This is a genomic window from Variovorax sp. P4_D9, assembly GCF_056401695.1.
In genome coordinates, this window is record NZ_JBFUIU010000121.1 from 1 (window position 1) to 15,987 (window position 15,987).

General features: G+C 68.1%; 16 protein-coding genes. 8 read left to right on the forward strand and 8 right to left on the reverse strand.

The window, feature by feature from the left end; all coding sequences use genetic code 11:
* The 4 genes from AC1DY5_RS15500 to AC1DY5_RS15515 all read right to left on the reverse strand — a co-directional run.
* Positions 1-668: FadR/GntR family transcriptional regulator (locus AC1DY5_RS15500; protein WP_478112652.1), on the reverse strand; the 668-nt coding region annotated here is incomplete at its 3' end.
* 188 nt (positions 669-856) lie between these two features.
* The gene (locus tag AC1DY5_RS15505) at positions 857-1,729 is read right to left on the reverse strand and encodes a class II aldolase/adducin family protein (protein WP_478112654.1); all 873 of its coding nucleotides are present in this window, start codon (positions 1,727-1,729) and stop codon (positions 857-859) included.
* A 15-nt stretch (positions 1,730-1,744) separates the two neighbouring features.
* Positions 1,745-2,242 (reverse strand): hypothetical protein, encoded by a 498-nt coding sequence (locus AC1DY5_RS15510; protein WP_478112656.1) that lies wholly within the window; start codon positions 2,240-2,242, stop codon positions 1,745-1,747.
* 201 nt (positions 2,243-2,443) lie between these two features.
* On the reverse strand, positions 2,444-3,115 hold the full coding sequence (locus tag AC1DY5_RS15515; protein ID WP_478112658.1) for an alpha/beta hydrolase family protein: 672 nt from the start codon (positions 3,113-3,115) through the stop codon (positions 2,444-2,446).
* Positions 3,116-3,262: 147 nt separating this feature from the next.
* On the opposite strand from AC1DY5_RS15515, the gene AC1DY5_RS15520 reads away from it, so the two are divergent.
* Positions 3,263-4,042 (forward strand): metallophosphoesterase family protein, encoded by a 780-nt coding sequence (locus tag AC1DY5_RS15520; protein WP_478112660.1) that lies wholly within the window; start codon positions 3,263-3,265, stop codon positions 4,040-4,042.
* Between the two features lie 2 nt (positions 4,043-4,044).
* Here AC1DY5_RS15520 and AC1DY5_RS15525 read toward each other — a convergent pair whose 3' ends face one another.
* The 3 genes from AC1DY5_RS15525 to AC1DY5_RS15535 form a co-directional block, all read right to left on the reverse strand.
* Positions 4,045-4,527, reverse strand: a complete 483-nt coding sequence (locus AC1DY5_RS15525) for a cyclic nucleotide-binding domain-containing protein (protein WP_478112662.1) — start codon at positions 4,525-4,527, stop codon at positions 4,045-4,047.
* Positions 4,528-4,591: 64 nt separating this feature from the next.
* Positions 4,592-6,484, reverse strand: coding sequence for an AsmA family protein (locus AC1DY5_RS15530; protein ID WP_478112664.1), 1,893 nt, complete (start codon positions 6,482-6,484; stop codon positions 4,592-4,594).
* A 25-nt stretch (positions 6,485-6,509) separates the two neighbouring features.
* The gene (locus AC1DY5_RS15535; RefSeq protein ID WP_478112666.1) at positions 6,510-6,665 is read right to left on the reverse strand and encodes a hypothetical protein; all 156 of its coding nucleotides are present in this window, start codon (positions 6,663-6,665) and stop codon (positions 6,510-6,512) included.
* A gap of 400 nt (positions 6,666-7,065) precedes the next feature.
* On the opposite strand from AC1DY5_RS15535, the gene AC1DY5_RS15540 reads away from it, so the two are divergent.
* From AC1DY5_RS15540 to AC1DY5_RS15560, 5 genes are all read left to right on the forward strand, one after another.
* Positions 7,066-8,055 (forward strand): tripartite tricarboxylate transporter substrate binding protein, encoded by a 990-nt coding sequence (locus AC1DY5_RS15540; protein WP_478112668.1) that lies wholly within the window; start codon positions 7,066-7,068, stop codon positions 8,053-8,055.
* Positions 8,056-8,088: 33 nt separating this feature from the next.
* Positions 8,089-8,562 carry a tripartite tricarboxylate transporter TctB family protein gene (locus AC1DY5_RS15545; protein WP_478112670.1) on the forward strand — a complete coding sequence of 158 codons (474 nt, stop codon included), beginning with the start codon at positions 8,089-8,091 and terminating at the stop codon, positions 8,560-8,562.
* Positions 8,563-8,584: 22 nt separating this feature from the next.
* Positions 8,585-10,081: a tripartite tricarboxylate transporter permease gene (locus AC1DY5_RS15550; protein WP_478112672.1), complete on the forward strand. Its 1,497-nt coding sequence runs from the start codon at positions 8,585-8,587 to the stop codon at positions 10,079-10,081.
* 93 nt (positions 10,082-10,174) lie between these two features.
* Positions 10,175-11,008, forward strand: a complete 834-nt coding sequence (locus AC1DY5_RS15555) for an alpha/beta hydrolase (RefSeq protein WP_478112674.1) — start codon at positions 10,175-10,177, stop codon at positions 11,006-11,008.
* Between the two features lie 49 nt (positions 11,009-11,057).
* Positions 11,058-11,429, forward strand: coding sequence for a hypothetical protein (locus AC1DY5_RS15560; protein ID WP_478112676.1), 372 nt, complete (start codon positions 11,058-11,060; stop codon positions 11,427-11,429).
* Positions 11,430-11,464: 35 nt separating this feature from the next.
* On the opposite strand, the gene AC1DY5_RS15565 is transcribed toward AC1DY5_RS15560, so the two are convergent.
* Positions 11,465-12,742: an MFS transporter gene (locus AC1DY5_RS15565; protein WP_478112678.1), complete on the reverse strand. Its 1,278-nt coding sequence runs from the start codon at positions 12,740-12,742 to the stop codon at positions 11,465-11,467.
* 213 nt (positions 12,743-12,955) lie between these two features.
* Between AC1DY5_RS15565 and AC1DY5_RS15570 the strand changes: the two genes are divergently transcribed.
* Positions 12,956-14,107: a serine hydrolase domain-containing protein gene (locus AC1DY5_RS15570; RefSeq protein ID WP_478112680.1), complete on the forward strand. Its 1,152-nt coding sequence runs from the start codon at positions 12,956-12,958 to the stop codon at positions 14,105-14,107.
* Positions 14,108-14,331: 224 nt separating this feature from the next.
* A partial coding sequence (locus AC1DY5_RS15575) for a TonB-dependent receptor (protein ID WP_478112682.1) occupies positions 14,332-15,987 on the forward strand: 1,656 nt, incomplete at its 3' end.

The window sequence follows — 15,987 nt, forward strand, 5'->3', positions numbered from 1 at the left end:
AGGTCTTCGTCGCGGGCGACGAGGGCCTGAAAGATGCGCGCATGATCCTCGACGAGGTAGCGCTTGACTGCCGGGTCGCCGCCGACGACGTCGCGGCGATYGCGGTGCGAGCGCAGCAGCAGCGTTGAGATCGCGGCATACAACTGCACCAGCGTCTCCGACCGGCTCGCCCGCACCAGCGCCGCATGAAAATCGTGGTCGGCGCGACCTCCTTCGTCGAAGTCGTCGACCGTGGCCTCGATGCGGTCGACCGCGGCAGCGATCCGCTCGAGATCGGAGGTCGACGCATGACGACACGCCAGGCGAACGGCCTGCACCTCGAGCGCGATCCGCGCCTCCATGACGTCGTCCACGATGTCGCCCTGCTGGGCCATCGAGAAGGCGAAGAAGTCCCCCAGCACCGACACATCGGGCTTGCGCACGATGGTGCCGACACGCTCGCGTATTTCCACCACCCCCAGCATCGACAGCGCGCGCAACGCCTCTCGCACGATCGGGCGGCTGACGCCCAGCTGCAAGGCGAGCTCTCGCTCGGGAATGAGCCGGTCCCCCGAGCGCATGCTGCCCTCGAGCAGGCGGTCTCGAAGGAACGCGAATACCTTGGAAAAACCTGTGCCGTCGGTTCCCGGCTTGCGGGTGATGGACGGTTCCTGGAGCTTTCTTGTCATGCCGTGGTTTTACCAGCGGCTAAACCAGAGGACATCGGAACTATCCCTCTGCGGGCTAACCCCAGGGGGTGGTCCTGGTGATAACCAACATGCTTCGGCGATGCGGGATTGGCGGCGGCGAGCCAGGCTGCATCCCGTCAGGCGCCGCCCGCGACGACCCGGCCTGGCGCCGATCTGACGGGCTCGATTCAGCTCACGAGATCAGGCTCGCTCACTATGATGTCGTCCCACAGCGTCTGGAACGAAAGCCAGCCGAAGGTGGGCGAGCCGAGGACCGACGCGAGCCAGCGGGCGTCCTCCACCTGCCAATGGGTGGGTGTTCCGGCGGCCTCGGCCATGAGTTGCGACTCGCAGCAGCGGTTCATGAGCACGAACCACCACGCGGCCTCATCGATGCTCTGGCCCGTCGTGAAGATGCCGTGCCCGCCGTGGACGGCGACGCGCTTGTCGCCGAAGGCAGCGGCGAACCGAGCTGCGGATGCCGCATCGCGCACCACGCGCGGTTCCAGGATGAGTGCCTGCTGCTCGAAGAAGATGCAGGCGTCCTGGGTGATTGGATCGAGCAGCCGCTCGAATGAAGACCAGGTCGACGCGTGCAAGGCGTGAGCATGGCAGACAGCGGTGACCTCCGGGCGCGCTCGATGGACGGCGGTGTGCAACAGGAGTCCCACGGGATTGACCATGCCGCTGCCACGCACCACCTGTCCCTGGGGGTTGACCTGGACCAGGTCGGACACCTTGACATGGTTCATGGCGACGCCGACCGGATTGACCCAGAAGTGATCCRCCAACTCGGGGTCGCGGATCGTGATGTGACCCAGGAGCCCCTCGGAGAATCCGCGCCGGCCGAAGATGCGACATGCGCCGGCGAGCCGTTGCAGGAGGTGGCTGCGTTCCGCTTCCTTGCTGTCGAAGCGCGGTGGTGCCCGGGATGCGAAGCTCTGTACGCCGATCTGCACGATGGATCTCCTCGAGTCCGGCGCCGCGCCGGATGGGACGGCGACAGTAGCATTTGGGCGCGCTTCGGCGCAAGCCTGCCGGACGCGCCGCTTCAGGCGCACGGGATCTGCGGGCGACTACGCCTTGGGCCGCCGCCGCGCCATCAGCCGGCGAATCGCCGCCGTGACTCCYGCGGTTTCGCGGGCGCCGCCCGCGATCGGGTCGGCGCCGAAGATCTTCCGCTGTTCGGCCAGCGCGATTTGCAGCACTTCGAGGTTCTTCTCGTTGTAGACCCAGGTGCCGGAGACCACGTGCGCGCCCGCGGTGACGGGGGTGATCCGGACGTCCTCGACCCCGACCCGCTCCAGCACGGCGGCGCGTGAACCCGCCTGCCGCGCGGGGCCGCCCGGGCTTTCGATCGGGCGGACGAAGGCGAAACTGACGGCCTGCACCTGTGGGAAGTGCTCCGAGATGAAGGCACAGATCTCGAAGAAGATGAGGCGCCCAATGTGCCTGCGCTCACCCTGCAGGGCCGGCGACGCGGTGAACGGCTCGATGTGGATCCGTGTGCCGTAGTTCATGACGAACACGGGATCCAGCGTCGCCAGGAGGACGTTTCCCTCATGGATCTGCATGGGGTCGCCGAGTCGATAGGAGGCGTCGTGTGGCCCTGTGATTCGAATGTTGGTCAAGGTCATGGAGAGGCGCGCATGCGCATCGTCACTTTAGCGGACTCGGCCCCTGTTCATCGCGGCGCACGACAGCGGTTATGCGCCTTCGCCCGAAGGAAGTCACACAATCGGCGTCGAAGCTCGGGTTGTCGATCGGCATCTGGTTCAGCGCAGCATCCAGGCCGCGGCGCCGTCGAGGATCTGCTGCACCACTTCCGTGTCGTTGCGGCCCGAGCGCACGAGCACATGGAACGAGTGGTCGGCCTCGTCGATCCGGAGCAGCGTCGCCAAGGCGCCGAGATCGGCCACCAGCTTCTCGATCCGGTCGAACTCGGCGAGCTTGTCACGCGTGCCCTGCAGGAAAAGCATCGGCGTCCGGACGTCGAACAGATGACGCGCCCGATCGCTGGATGGCGCACCTGCCGCGTGCAGCGGGAAGCCCAGGAACACCAATCCCGAGACGCCCGGCAAGGGCGCCAGGGCCTGCGCCTGCGAGCTCATTCGGCCGCCGAAGGACTTGCCGCCCGCGAACAGCGGCAGCGAGGGGAACAGGCCCGCGGCGTGCGCCACGGCGGCGCGCACCGCGGCCTGCGCGACTGCCGGCGAGTCAGTGCGTTTCGAGCCGCGCTCCATGTAGGGAAACTGGTAGCGCAGCGTCGCGATGCCCCGCTGCGCCAGGCCACCGGCCACCTTCGCCATGAACGGGTGCGACATGCCGGCCCCGGCGCCGTGGGCGAGGACGTAGCAGGCCCGCGGCGCGGCCGGCGATTGGACGAGGGCCGAGACGGTCTCGGCATCGTCGAGGGCGAGGGTGGCGGGTTGTGCTTCGGTGTTCATATCCCGGTTCTCCAGCTGTCAGTGCCGCCACCTCGACCCGGCAGCCGGTCTGGGTCGGGCAGGGCGGGAAGTGCAGGGCTGCCGTTGGAGCATAGCGCTGAGCCCGGGTGCGAAAAGGCGCTTCGCCCGGGCTTTCCAGCCCCCACAATGCGAAGCTCCGTCGCTGCAGTCAATGTCGTGCGCATCCTGCTTGTTTCCGATCTTCACTACACCTTGCCCCAGCTCGACTGGGTGGTGCGGTCGGCGCCGTCCTTTGATCTCGTGGTGCTCGCGGGCGATCACCTGGATGTGAGCTCGCCGGTGTCGCTCGACGCGCAGTCGGTTGTCCTGCTGCGCTATTTCTCGTTGATGAATCCAGGCAGGTCGCTGGTGGTGGCCTCGGGCAACCACGACCTGACGGGGGCGGATCGGCACGGCGAGCGGGCGGCGTTGTGGCTGCCGGAGAGTCGTCGCGCCGGCGTCTCGACGGACGGCGATTCGCTGACGATCGGTGACACCTTAATCACGATCTGCCCCTGGTGGGACGGCCCGGCGGGGCGGGCCGCGCTCGAACTGCAATTGGCCGCGGATGCACAACGGCGCCCCGCGCGCTGGGTCTGGATCTATCACTGGCCGCCGCTGGGCTCGCCCACTTGCTGGACCGGCAAGCGAGAGTACGGCGACGCCGATGTCGCTGCCTGGATTGCAAGGTACCGGCCCGAACTGGTGCTGACCGGCCATGTGCACGAGCCGCCGTTCAAGCCGGCGGGAGCCTGGGCCGACCGCATTGGTCCGACCTGGGTATTCAACGCCGGCCGGCAGATCGGGCCGGTCCCCGCCCACATCGTGATCGACCTCGCAGTCGGCAGCGCATCGTGGTACTCGATGATGGGTGAGGAAGCGCTGGAACTGGGTGCCGAACGCGCGCCTGCGCGATCGGTCTTCTGAGTTCAGTAGTCGGGGTTCGGCTCCCTGGCCGAGCCGGGGCGCGCCGGCGGCCCCTGGCGGTGTGCCAGTTGGCCCAGGACCTCCGAGACCATCGCCAGGCCAGGCGAATCGCCATACTGGTTCTTCAAGTCGGCGAGGTAGGTCGTGACGAAATTCAGGCGCTCGGCCAAGCCCACCGCAATAAGTCGCGTGATGGCCGGGTCGCTCATCATGAAGGCGCGGCCGTCGGCCGCGTAGCGAACGATGCTCGGGTCGCTCGCCACGACCGTTGCGCTGTAGGGTGAATCCAGCAGCAGTGAGATCTCGCCGATCGCGGCGCCCGGTCGGCTGATCGAATTGATCGCGACGCCGGCCTTGCTGATCTGCAGGGCCCCCGACACGAGGATCCACAGACCCCCGCCCGACTCGCCTTCGCGGACCACCGTGTCGCCAGGTGCCAGCCTGATCTCAGGCAGGCCCGAGCTGCGCTGCAGTAGTTCGTCCATGTGCCGATGTTAGGCGAACCGCCGCTCGACGACGAGTCGGGCTTGGAACCCAGGGCCGCCGGCTTCAGCGGGCCTTCGGCCAGGGCAGCAGCCGGTGCCGTTCGGGCTTCTTCTCGGCCTGCGGGCTGGCGGCCTTGGACTTGCCTTGCGCCTGCTCGCAGGCCGAGGCCTCGCCGGTGACCGAGCGCAGCGCCGGCGCCAGCAGCGAGATCCCGCCGGTCGCGGCCGCCACGCCCACGTTGGCGGCCTGGCGGGCGGCGCCGCGCGGATTGATGCTCAACGTGGGGGCGTCGAGCGGGCCCTGCAAAATCATCAACTCGACCAGGCTGCCCGCGTTCAGATCGAGGCCGCGCTTGACCTGGGGCCGGAACGCCAGCGACAGGGTGCGCTGGGCGAGGTTGATCTCGCCGCTGGCGGAGACCGCGATCTGCCGCGTTTCCACCGCGATCGAACGGTCGATGGCCGCCATGCCGTTGCGCAGCGGCAGACGCGCGACGGCGCATTGCACGACCAGGTTGTCGCGCGATTGGCCGGTCGGGATCAGTGCATCGATCAGGCGCGCGACGACGTCGCGGTCCAGCGAGGCGGCCCGGCCCGCCAGCCCGACGTCGCGGGCGGACATCACGGCCTCGCCGGTGGCGGAGCCGGCCAGCGCCCAGGGGGTGCGACCGGCCATCGCCAGCTTGGCTTCGAGATTGGCGCTACCACCCTTGAAGTACCGGTGGCCCCCATGCGCGCCCTCCAGCGCCTCGACCGACATCGACCGGGCGCTCAGCTGGAGGTCGATTCGCGGCGCGGTACCGGGGCGCATCCCGACCCGGACCTGGCCGCGGGCCTGGCCGCCGGCGATGGCGAAGCTGAACGGCTCGACCTGCAGTCGGCCCGGTTCGTAGGCGACGCGGGCCTGGACCGTCGAGAGGGCCGGCAACTGCGGAATCGCCCAGGTGGGGGCCGAGAGCGCAGCGTCGAACTTCGGCGCGGCGCCGGCACCAGCCTTCAGCGTGGCGTTGCCGGTCACCCGCTGCCCGGCCAGCGACAGCCGCATCGGGTCGGCTTGCCATTGCCCCGGCGCATGCACCAGCGTCGCCTGTAATTCGAGGGGCAGCGGAACCAGCGCCGCCACCTCGCCCAAGGGCGCCAGCGCTGTCGCCGCGCTGACCTTCAGGGCGACCTTGGCGTCCAGTGCCCCGGCCTTGGCGCCGGTGCCCATGTTCCCCTGCAGCGACGCCGAGGCGCCTTCGGTGGTGGCGCGTAAGTCGAGCGGCCATTCGGCGCTGCCGGCCAGCAGCGCAACGAGGGGCCCGGTCTGGCCCTCCACGGTCCAGCGCTGGGCCGCTAGCGCCACGCTCGCATCCAGTTGGGTGTGGCCGTCGGGCGCCGTCGCCGCAACGAGCGATTCGATGCTCAGTTCCGACGTCCTTCCGTCGCGGCCCTGGCGGTAGCTGATGCGTCCGTCGGTCAGTTCCATGCGCTCCAGCGCGATCCGCGGCGCCGCCTTTGCGGCGCCGCCGCCGCCGCCGGCCGGCGCCATGATCCAGTTGTAGCGGCCGGCGCCGTCGGATTCGAGCCGCAGTTCGGCGCCCTCGATGCCGATGCTGTGGATGCGCACGGTGCCGGAGAGCAGATCGCGAACCGAGATGTCGAAGCTGATGTGCCGGGCCCGCAGCATGTCGGGCTCCGCGCCCCAGTCGGCATTGGCGAGCGCGACGTCGGTGGCATCGATGGTCAGGCTGGGCAGGACACGAAGCCTCAGATCGCCGTCGATGCGGAAGGGGCGACCGGTTGCCGCGCTGATGCTGTCCGCGAGCATCGCGGCCAGCCGCTCGGGTGGATAGGCGTGCCGCAGGGCGACCCACGCGGCCGCCAGCAGCAGGCCGACCACGCACAGCGCGATCAGCGTGCGGCTTGCCAGGCGGCGTGCGCGGCCGGGATCCTCGCGGACGGGGGGCTTCTCCATCCGCGCATTCTGACCCCTCGGGAATTCACCTCAATTGGTCGCGGATCGTCTCGGCCGACCGCTTCAGCTGGGACTCTATTTCCTGCGCGATGTCGTCGCGGCGTCGCTTTCGAAGGTAGACGGCCACTGCACCCACCAGCACCGCTGACAGTGCCACAAAGCCATAGACGCCCACTTCCATCTGTCGATCTCCGATGCGTTGCCGACGAATCAAACGAAGGCCCCCCGTCGACTTGCGTTCGTACGGAGGGCCTCGCGTTCCCGGAGTGCCCTAGGGGTGTTGCCGGGATCGTGGACAAAGTATCGGATCGGCGGCGGGGCGGAGAGTTCGGTGGCAGGCTGAAGTCGAGGACAGACATGTCCTACCTGGCCGTATTCACCCATTGGCGCGGCTGGCCCTCGCGCTGGTACAGCGTGCCGGGCGCGTGCCGAGGACACCGGGTACCTCCAACACCGCCTCGAGCGCTTTCTGACCACAGCCTGACCGGGCTCGCAAGCGGTGCACGCCCTGATGCGGCGCTACCGCGACCATGCGAAAAAAGGTAGCGGTACCAAAAGCCGAAAGTAACAGGAGACATCCCATGCGCGCCCGCTCACGCCGTTCGTTCGCCACCCTCGCCGCCGCTCTCGGCGCTGCCGCACTGCTCGGGGCGGCCGCGCCCGCAGCCGCCCAGGGCTATCCGGCCCGCCCGGTCACGCTGATCGTGCCCTGGGGCGCCGGCGGCGGCACCGACGCCACCGCGCGCATCGTCGCCAGCCTGCTCGAGAAGGAACTCAGCCAGCCGGTCACGGTGGTCAACCGCACCGGCGGCAGCGGGGTGGTGGGCCATGCGGCGATCGCTTCGGCGGCGCCCGACGGCTACACCATCGGCCTGGCCACGGTCGAGATCGGCATGATGCACTGGCAAGGCCTGACCGAGCTCACCGGCGCTTCTTACACGCCGATCGGGCTGGTCAACGCCGACCCGGCCGGCGTTCAGGTGCGCGCCGATGCGCCCTTCAAGACCGTCAACGAACTGCTGGCGGCGATCAAGGCCAACCCCGGCAAGATGAAGGCCTCGGGCACGGGGCAGGGCGGCATCTGGCACCTGGCCATCGCCGGCCTGCTGCGCGACCAGAAGATCGATCCCGCGGCCGTGCCCTGGGTGCCCAGCAACGGCGCCGCGCCGGGACTGCAGGACATGGTGGCCGGCGGCGTCGACATCGCGCCGGTGTCCTTGCCTGAGGCGCGCTCGCTGATCGACGCCGGCAAGGTCAAGAGCCTGGCGATCATGGCCGACAAGCCGTCGGCGCTGTACCCCAACATCCCGACGCTCAAGTCGGTCATCGGCAGCGACTGGACCATGGCCGCCTGGCGCGGCATCGTCGCGCCCAAGGGCATCCCGAACGAAGTCCGCGACAAGCTGGCCGACGGCATCAAGAAGGTCGCGGCCAGCAAGGAGTACATCGACTTCATGGCCTCGCGCGGCTTCGGCGTCACCTATGCGGGCCCCGAGGACTTCGGCAAGTTCATGGCCAAGTCGGACGCCGAGCTCGGCGCCACGATGAAGGCCGTCGGCATTGCGAAGTAGTCCGCTCCACGCAAGGGCACGGGCGCTTCCAGGATGAAGTTCAACGACGCTGTCTTCGGGACGCTGCTGCTGGCGCTCGGCATCGCGGTGCTGGCGCTGGTGCAGGGCTACCCGAAGATCCCGGGCCAGCAGGTCGGCCCGGCCCTGTTCCCCGGACTGATCGCGGTCGGGCTTTGCGTCTGCGGCGCGATGCTGCTGATGCGCGGCTGGCGCGAGCGCGCCGAGCGGCCGTGGCTGCGAGCCGGTGACTGGATCCGCTCGCCGCGCCATGGGCTGGCCTTCGCCACGGTCATCGCGGGCGTGGTCTTCTACATGCTGGCTTCCGAGAAGCTCGGTTTCCTGATCACGTCGACGGCGGTGCTCGGTGCGCTGATGTGGGCGCTGCGCGTGCCGCCGGGCCGCTCGCTGCTGATCGCGGTCATTGCCAGCTTCGTCATCCACTTCGCCTTCTACAAGCTGCTGCGGGTGCCGCTGCCCTGGGGCCTGCTGACGCCCTTCGCCTGGTAGCCGAGCCGAACACACGCCGCCCATGTCGACCGCACTCGCCCAAGCCTTTGCCATGGTGTTCGACCCGTACACCTTGATGGTGATGGTCATTGCGTCGCTCTACGGCCTCTTCGTCGGCGCGGTGCCGGGGCTGTCGGCCACCATGGCGGTGGCGCTGCTGGTGCCGGTGACTTTCTTCATGGCGCCGATCCCGGCCATCGCGGCGATGGTGACCGCTACTGCGATGGCCATCTTCTCGGGCGACATCCCGGGCTGCCTGCTGCGCATTCCCGGCACGCCGGCCTCGGCCGCCTACACCGACGAGGCCTTCGCGATGACCCGCAAGGGCCAGGCCGAACTGGCGCTCGGCGCCGGCCTGGTGTTCTCGGCGGTGGGCGGGCTGTTCGGCACCGCGGTGCTGATCGTCGCCTCGCCGGCGCTGGCCGACTTCGCGCTCAACTTCAGCTCCTTCGAGTACTTCTGGCTGGTGCTGCTGGGCCTGACCTGCGCCGTCTTCATCACCTCCGACCAGCCGCTCAAGGGCGTGGTCACGCTGCTGCTGGGCTTGCTGGTGGCCTGTGTCGGCCTCGGCAACCCCGCGGGCTTCCCACGCTTCACCTTCGGCAACACCGAGATGACCGGCGGCATCGGCATGATCCCGATGATGATCGGCATGTTCGCGATCTCGGAGGTGATCCGCTTCGCGGTCGACACCCTGCCGCCGGCCGAGCTGGTGGTCGAGAAGGTGGGCAGCGTGCTCAAGGGCCAGTGGGCACTGGCGAAGAAGTACCCGGTCCAGATCCTGCGCGGCAGCGCGCTCGGCACGCTGGTCGGCGCGCTGCCGGGCGCCGGCGCCGACATCGCGGCCTGGATGTCGTATGCGATGAGCAAGAAGTTCTCGAAGGAGCCCGAGAAATTTGGCACCGGGCACGTGGAGGGCATCGTCGAATCGGGCTCGGCCAACAACAGCGCGCTGGCGGGGGCGTGGATTCCGGCGCTGGTCTTCGGCATCCCGGGCGACTCGATCACTGCGATCGTGATCGGCGTGCTCTACATGAAGAACCTGAATCCGGGTCCGACGCTGTTCACCACCAACCCGCAGAACATCTACGCGGTGTTCATGCTGTTCATCGTCGCGAACATCATCATGATTCCGCTCGGCATCCTGTGCATCAAGGTGGCCAAGCGCATCCTGCGCGTGCCGCGCAACGTGCTGATGCCGTTGATCCTGATCTTCTGCATCGTCGGCACCTTCGCGATCAACAACTCGCTGTTCGACGTCGGCGTGATGCTGGTGGCCGGGCTGGTGGCCTACCTGCTGGAGGAAAACCGCTTCCCGATCGCGCCGGCGATCCTCGGCGTGGTGCTGGGCGGAATGCTGGAGGAGAACTTCATCACCTCGATGATCAAGTCCGACGGCAACCTGATGGGCTTCGTGTCGCGGCCCATTGCCGCGGGGCTGGCGCTGCTCGCGGTGCTGGTGTGGGTGTGGCCGGTGCTGCGCTGGCTGATGCGGGGCCGGCGGCAGGCCGTGGTCTGAGGGCACTGTCGGAGGAGGGCATTCGGTTGTGAAGGCAGAATGCGACCCAGGCCGGGGAAGCCCTGCACCTCGGCCCTTTCAACGGAGCAAACCTTGTCATCGAAAGTCGCCCGCATTGCACTCTCGGCTTCGGCCGCCGCACTTGGAGGCATCGCGACCTACTGGACGCTTCTTGCGATACGCCAGGGACACATCCTGTTCGACGCTCGCAAGCACCCCGTGGTCCACCTGTCCGACGACTTCTCGACCTACTCCCACACCGTGCCGGGCGGGATGGTCCGCGGCTATGTCTACCACCCCCACGGCGAGGAGGCACTGCAGGACCTGTTCATCTATTTCGCCGGCCGGGGCGAGGACGTCCGCGCCACGGCCCAGGCACTGCACTGGCTTCCGGAAGGCTTCGGATTCGCCGCGATCAACTACCGCGGGGTCGCCGATTCCGAAGGTCACCCGTCCGAAGTCGCTTCAGTCAAGGACGCGTGCCAGTTCGCCAACCATCTGCGCCGAGCCCTGCCGCACGTGCGCCTGCACGTGGTCGGCCGAAGTCTGGGGACCGGCGTGGCCATCCAGCTCGTGGCGCGACAAGAATTCTCGAGCCTCCAGCTGGTCACGCCCTACGACTCGATGCTCGAGGTGGCAAAGAGGCGCTTTCCGCTGGTGCCGCTGTCCATCCTGCTGCGGCATCAGTTCAACTCGCTCGCTCACAGTCGGGAGGTCGCCGCGAAGACGCAGGTCCTGCTGGCCGAGTCGGACAACGTCGTGCTGCCGGAGCGCTCGGAGAAGCTCATCGCTGCCTGGCCGACGCCCGTCTCCGTGCAGACGATTGCCGGCTCCGACCACCACAGCATCATGGGCCTCGAGGTGACCTGGCTCCATCTGGTCGACTTCGCGTTGACTGCGGTCCTGCCTGAACCGAAGGCTGCGTGAACGCCACGATGGCGATTACTCAATCCGCTCCACTCGACAGGGGATTTCAATGGAAAAGAAGCAGATCCTGGTGATCGGCCTGGAGCCGGATCTCGTTGACTTCAGCGCGATGCCGGACCTGAACGCAACAAAGGTAAGGGCTGGGCTCGAGGCTGACAAGGCAAGGCTCGCCACGCTAGGCTACGAAGCCGAACTCTGTCTGACCGACCTCGGAGCCACGGCACAGGCCGTGGTCGCCCAAAAGCTCTCTGAAAGATCGTTCGACTGCGTGGTGATCGGCGCCGGCATCCGCACGATACCCGCCCATTTCCTCCTCTTCGAGAAGCTCGTGAACGTCGTGCATCGAGGCGCACCGGCTGCCCGGCTCTGCTTCAATACGAAGCCAAGCGACACGGCCGAAGCTGTCCAGCGCTGGGTCTAGAGGTCTAGAGGTGGCGGGCGGCCGCCCGCTGCGGCTCAAGCAGCCCTCGACGGACTCGCTCGGGCGCCGTCAATGATGGCGCGCTTGGCCCACCAGTTCCAGCTCGCGCCCGCCGCCATCAGCAGGCAGGTCGCGAGGAAGACGTTCGGCATGCCGAAGCGTCCGCCCACGAAGCCGCCCACCAGCGGGCCCACCACCTGGCCGGTGTACTGCGCCGAGATCGAATAGCCCAGCATGCTGCCGGCAACGCCCTCCGGCACGTTGTGGCGGATCACGCTCGCGATGCAAGGCAGCAGGCCGCCGAGCGACAGGCCCATCAGGAAGCGCAACAGCACCAGCTGCCAGCCGGCGGTGACAAAGGCCTGCGGCACCAGCAGCACGGCTGAGATCGCCAGGCAGCCGATGATCACGTTCCAGTGGCCGACCCGATCGGCCAGCCGGCCCAGATGCGCGGCCGACAGGACGCTGCCCAGCGCCGCGGCAGACATCACGAAGCCGGCCATCACCGTCACGCGCGCCGGATCTGTCACCAGCTGTGCGACGTAGACAGTGATGATCGGCTCGATCGACATGTTGGCCAGCATCAGCAGCATGCCGGTGAGCAGCATGGCCACCACCGGGCGCTTGTCCGGCACCCCAGCCCAGCTGGCGGGCGGACTGTCTGCCTTGGCCATCCGCGGGGGCCGACGCTCCTCGCGCACCAGGACCAGCGTCGCGAGGAAGGCGACGAAGATCACTGCGCCGGCGCCGAAAAAAGTCCAGCGGATGCCGATTAGCGGCGGCAGCGCACCGCCGATCAGCGGCCCGACCAGGCTGCCGGCCATGATCGCGGACGACAGCGTGCCCAGCGCCCAGCCGGATCGCTCCTTCGGCGTCTGGGTCGCGATCAGCACGGTCGAGCCCGAGGCGTAGCCGCCCAGCAGCCCGGCAAGAAGCCGCAGACCGACCAGCTGCCAGACGTCCTGTGCCAAGCCGATCAGGGCCATCGCCACCGCCATGCCGAGGCTGGCGCGGATCAGCATCAGCTTGCGGCCGTAGCGATCAGCGAGCCGTCCCCAAAGCGGCGCCACCAGCGCCGCGCTCAGGAAGGTTGCGCCGTAGGCTGCGCCCGACCATTGCACGATCGCGGCGTGCTCGTGGACGCCGAGCTGCTCGACATAGAGCGGCAGGAAGGGCAGCAGCAGCGTCATCGCCACGATGGTGGTGAAGGAGCCGAACATGCACACGGACAGATTGCGGCGCCAATGTTCGGAAGCCGCCTCGGCGTGCGTGCGGATGGCTGGGGCCGGATCGGCGGATGGGGTGCTTGGCATGAGCCCCGGATTGTCCCGCTGCTGCCGCCGGCGCGCGCCTGCCATGTCGCGATGGCACCCATCGCGGCCCATGTCCATCGCGCGATCAGGCCAAGGCGCGGGCGCGGCGCCGATCGCCACCCTTTCAAAGCCCGTTTCGCCGCAGCAAAATGTCCGGCTGATGCCCACGGGAGTCCGCGCGCGGATTCATCACCAAGAACTTTGGAGACGATCATGGCATTCAACGGTTCGGCCATCGCGGCATTGCTCGACGGCGCTGTTTCGAAGGGTACGCTGCACGGCGTTGCGGCGGTGGTGGTCGACCGCAACGGCCAGCTGTTCCATCATGCGGCCGGGGAGGCGGGCGAGCGCACGATGTTCCGCAACGCGTCGATGACCAAGGCCGTGGCCACGACGGCGGCGTTGCAGCTCGTGGATCAGGGACGGCTCGGCCTCGATGCCACCGTCGAATCGATCCTGCCGGAGTTCGGCCGCATGTCCGTGCTGGACGGCTTCGACGGTGATACGCCGCGCCTTCGCCCGCCCGCCAGCAAGGCCACGGTGCGACAGCTCATGACGCACTCGGCGGGCCTCGGCTACTTCTTCCTGAACGAGAAGCTGCTCCGCTACCACGCGCTGACGGGCGAGCCCAATCCGCTGTCGGGCCTGAAGCGCAGCCTGTCGGTGCCGCTGGTCAACGACCCGGGCACCGCGTGGGAGTACGGCGTCAACACCGACTGGCTCGGGCTCGTCGTCGAGAAGCTATCTGGGCAGAGCCTCGCCAGCTACCTGCGGGAATTCGTCTACGGGCCGCTCGGAATGAACGACTCGACCTTCTCGCCCAGCGCCGAACAGCGCGAGCGGCTGCTGCGCGTGATGCAGCGTCAAGCCGATGGCAAGCTTGCGCCATCGCCGCACGACTTGCCGCCCGCCCCGGAGTGGGACGCCGCCGGCCACGGCTCCTACGGCACGGTGCAGGACTACGGCCGCTTCGTGCAGGCCTGGCTGCACGACGGCGCCGGCATCCTGAAGACCGCCACCGTGCAGATGGCGCTGCAGAATCACCTGGGCCAGATCCAGCTCCCGGCGCTGATGAAGTCGATGGTGCCCGAGCTGTCGAACGACGTGCCCGCACTTCCGGTTCCGCAGAGCTGGGGCCTCGGCTTCCATCTCACGCTGGCCGATCTGCCGGGCATGCGCAGCAACGGAACCGGCGACTGGGCAGGTGTCTTCAATTCGTACTACTGGATCGACCGCTCGAAGGGCATCGGCGGGGTGCTGATGACGCAGCTGCTGCCCTTCTTTGACATGCCGGTGGTCGAGACACTGATCGGCTTCGAGACGGCGGTGTACCAGCAGGTGGGGGCGGCCGTACCGGCGGCTTGAGCTGCGGCTTCGCATCCCGCCATGCGCGGGACAACGCGCCAGGGGGCTTCTTTCGAGAAACCCGGCGTGGACGTGACTGCGACCCGATCGATCGTCGCAACTCCTCCTCTGTTGTGTCTTAGCAACGTATAGAAACAAGAAGAGCAATAAGAACGATTCGCAGTCAGAATGCGGGGCCCGGCCTGCGCTCACGAGCGCAGCGCCTCTCCCCGAACCCCCCGCCAATGAACCGCCTTCCCAGACAAGCGGGCCGCCTGAAGCCCACCGCCTTGGCGCTGCTGAGTCTCGCCACCATGACCGGCGCAGTCGCGCAACAAGCCGTTCCACCCACCCCTGCGGCCGCATCCCCAGCCGAATCGTCGAGTGGCGCGGTGGTGCCGCAGACGCTGCGCGAGGTGCGGGTGGAGAGCGCAGCCGACAGCACGAGCTTCGGCCCCGCAGGCGCATCGATCAGCCGCCTCCCGGCGGACTTGCGGGACATCCCGCAATCGGTCACGATCATCAACCAGGCGCTGATGCAGTCACAGGGCTCCACCTCGCTGGCGAGCGCCCTGCGCAATGTGCCCGGGCTCACCATCGGCGGCGCCGAGGGCGGGCAGATCGGCACCAACATCAACCTGAACGGATTTTCCGCGCGCACCGACATCTACCTCGACGGCGCGCGCGATCGCGGCCAGTACTACCGCGACGTCTTCGCGCTCGATTCGGTCGAGGTGCTGATGGGCCCGTCGTCGATGCTCTTCGGTCGCGGGTCCACCGGCGGCATCATCAACCAGGTCAGCAAGCGCGCGACGCTGACGCCGGCCAGCGAGGCCACGGTGTCGGCCACCACCAACGGGCTGGTGCGCACCACGGTGGACGTCAACCAGCCGCTGTCGGAGACCTCGGCCTTCCGCGTCTCGGCGATGGCGCAGGAGGGCGATGCCACGACGCGCGACCAGACCCGGCTGAAGGACGCCGGCATTGCGCCGGTGCTGAAGTTCGGCATCGGCACGCCGACGCAAGTGACCTTCAGCGCGCTGCTGCAGCACAACAACGACCAGCCCGACTACGGCTTCGTGCCGCTCAACGGCCGTCCGCCGCCGGTCGACCGCAACAATGCCTACGGCTTCAACGACGACCGCACGATCTCCGACATCGGCGCCTTCGGTGCACTGGTCCAGCACAAGATCACGCCGACCACGTCGATCCGCAACCAGACGATGTACAACGACGTCAAGACGGATGCGCGCGAGACCTCGCCGCAGAACATCGGCCGGCTGGCCGCCAATGGATCCTTCATCGCCAGTTCGACCGGCACCGCGGCGGTGCCGCTGCCAGTGATCAGCACGCTGCCGCTGCAGGGCCTGTGGGTGCGCCAGCAAAGCCACGACCGCGAGATTCACGACACCTCGCTGTTCAACCTGACAGAGCTGACCACGAAGTTCAACACCGGCAGCGTCAAGCACACCCTGCTGGCAGGGCTCGAACTGGACCACGACACCTACCGCAACCAGGCCTACTACCGCAACGGCAGTTGCAACGGATTTCCGCTGAACCCGCCGGGCACCACCAGCGGCTACGTGGGGTGCACGCCGCTGCTGAACCCGGTGTCGCGCGACTCGCCGCTCAACGCGCCGAGCCTGCCGGGCAATCTGGCGACCTCGAGCGCCGACACGGTGGCCGCCTATGTCAACGACACGATCGAGCTCAGCCCGGAATGGAAGTTGGTCGCCGGCGTGCGCCAGGACCACTTCAAGGCGAAGGTCGAGAACACCATCGCCAGCGCGACCACGCTGGCGCGCGAGGACCAGACGGTCAATTTCACCAGCGTGCGCGCCGGCGCGCTCTGGCAGCCCTCGACCGAGCAGACCTATTACGCCTCCTACAGCACCTCCTTC